3 protein-coding genes are annotated in these 1,856 nt (G+C 64.8%); 2 read left to right on the top strand and 1 reads right to left on the bottom strand.

The window, feature by feature from the left end:
• Positions 1-168: 168 nt before the first annotated feature.
• On the bottom strand, positions 169-570 hold the full coding sequence (locus ACFE99_RS22930) for a DUF3040 domain-containing protein (RefSeq protein WP_324967763.1): 402 nt from the start codon (positions 568-570) through the stop codon (positions 169-171).
• Between the two features lie 323 nt (positions 571-893).
• On the opposite strand from ACFE99_RS22930, the gene ACFE99_RS22925 reads away from it, so the two are divergent.
• Complete coding sequence (locus ACFE99_RS22925) at positions 894-1,493, top strand: GNAT family N-acetyltransferase (protein ID WP_375488859.1); 600 nt, start codon at positions 894-896, stop codon at positions 1,491-1,493.
• A gap of 97 nt (positions 1,494-1,590) precedes the next feature.
• Positions 1,591-1,856 (top strand): LppM family (lipo)protein (locus tag ACFE99_RS22920; protein ID WP_375488868.1); only part of this gene is annotated, 266 nt, incomplete at its 3' end.

The raw sequence follows: 1,856 nt of genomic DNA, 5'->3' as shown, positions 1-1,856 counted from the left end.
ATGCATGAGTACATGTGCGAAACAGGGAGCTCAGCGGGCTCGAAGACCGGCTTGGTCACCTGGTGGGGCATTGTGGGGCGCTCAATGGAACCACCTGCGGCGCCCACCTCGGACGAGCACAACAAAGAGGGCAGCCTGAAGCTGCCCTACACGTTCGCCGCGACCGCGCTACTCGTCGAAGCGACGGCGGAAGCGATCCTCCATGCGACTGGTGAACGAGCCGCCGGCGCCCTTGGCGCGACGGGGCCGCGGCACACCCGGCGACCCCGCCCGGTCACGCCCACCTGGGAACCGCGGACCGGTGATGGCATACACAACACCACCGAACATCACCACGAAACCGAGGACGGAAAGGATTGGGAAGCTGCCAATCATGGTCGCCTTGAACGCAACCCCGGAAACCAGCATCCCCAAACCGACAACAAACAGGGCCGCACCTTGCAGCCGTCGCCGGGCGGTCGGCGCGCGCAACCCACCGCCACGGACGCTTGAGGCGAACTTCGGGTCTTCGGCATAGAGAGCGCTCTCGATCTGCTCGAGCATCCGCTGCTCATGATCGGAGAGTGGCATTCGTCCCTCCTTGCCGACAGGCTGCCACGCATAGCGTGGATGCCCACTTTGTTGGGGCAACTAACTCAGATGATACGAGGTGAAACTGCGCCATACCACTGGTTCGCTCGTCGATTGTAGTCTGACGACAATGCGGGCCCGAAAAGCCCGAAGAGCAGCGGGGCCATTAGCTTTAGCATGGCGACCGATGCGGGCCGCAAGGCCCGAGCATTAGCCGGGCATCGGGTTTGACCGCCGACGTTGTCGATCCGCAGGTCGCGCGGGGGCCGATAATGAGAATTCAAGCAGCGCACCGAATCAGCGCCCGAGGAGGAGACCGCGAGTTGGCGACCTTCCTCATCGATCTGTCGACGCACGACATGCAGCGCCGTCTCGCTGACGCCCTGGGTGTGTACGTCGACGCAATGCGATACCCGCGTGGCACCGAGAAGCAGCGCGCGGCCATGTGGCTCGAACACACCCGCCGACGCGGTTGGCAAGCCGTGGCCGCAGTGGAGGCCGATCACGACGGCGGCAAACCGCTGTCGGCGGCAGAGCTGGGCAACGCTCCGCTGCTCGGAATTGCCTACGGCTACTGCGGCGCCCCCGATCAGTGGTGGCAGCAGCAAGTAGTTCTGGGCTTGCAGCGCGCCGGTTTTGCCCACCCGGAGATCATCAATCTGATGGCAAGTTATTTCGAATTGACGGAATTGCACATTCATCCTAGGGCGCAGGGGCGCGGTCTCGGCGAGGCGCTGGCCCGACGACTGCTGGCCGGGCGTGGTGAGGCAAACGTGCTGCTGTCGACGCCGGAGACCGACGGGGAGGCCAACCGCGCGTGGCGGCTCTACCGGCGGCTCGGCTTCACCGACATCATCCGCGGCTACCACTTCGCCGGTGATCCGCGGCCTTTCGCGATTTTGGGACGCAAGCTGCCGCTCTAGCAACGGCTGCCTCCCAGCGCCGCTCACCTGGACTCGCCCGGTACCGGCCGTGCCGACGCACCGGGTCTGGCACGATGACGTGGTGCGCGCCAGCAGCATGTGGCTTTTAGCCCGACGATTCAGCGCTCGTCGACGCCAGCGGATGGTGGCAATCACGGTGCTGATGCTGCTGGCACCGATGATCGCCGGGTGTCTGCGGGTCAAAGCGTCCATTACGATCTCGCCCGACGACCTGGTCTCAGGCCAAATCGTCGCGGCGACCAAGGCACGCAACGACAAAGACGCCGGACCGCAGTTCGACCCCAATCTGCCGTTCAGCCAGAAAGTGGCGATCTCCAAGTACGACCGCGACGGGTACGTGGG

Origin of the sequence: uncultured Mycobacterium sp., assembly GCF_964249325.1 — a bacterium.
GTDB lineage: Bacteria > Actinomycetota > Actinomycetes > Mycobacteriales > Mycobacteriaceae > Mycobacterium.
This window is presented reverse-complemented; position numbering and strand designations above follow the sequence as displayed.

Coding starts and splice junctions, on each gene's coding strand:
- ACFE99_RS22930 (WP_324967763.1), bottom strand. CDS start 570: ATGCCACTCTCCGATCATGAGCAGCGGATGCTCGAGCAGATCGAGAGC.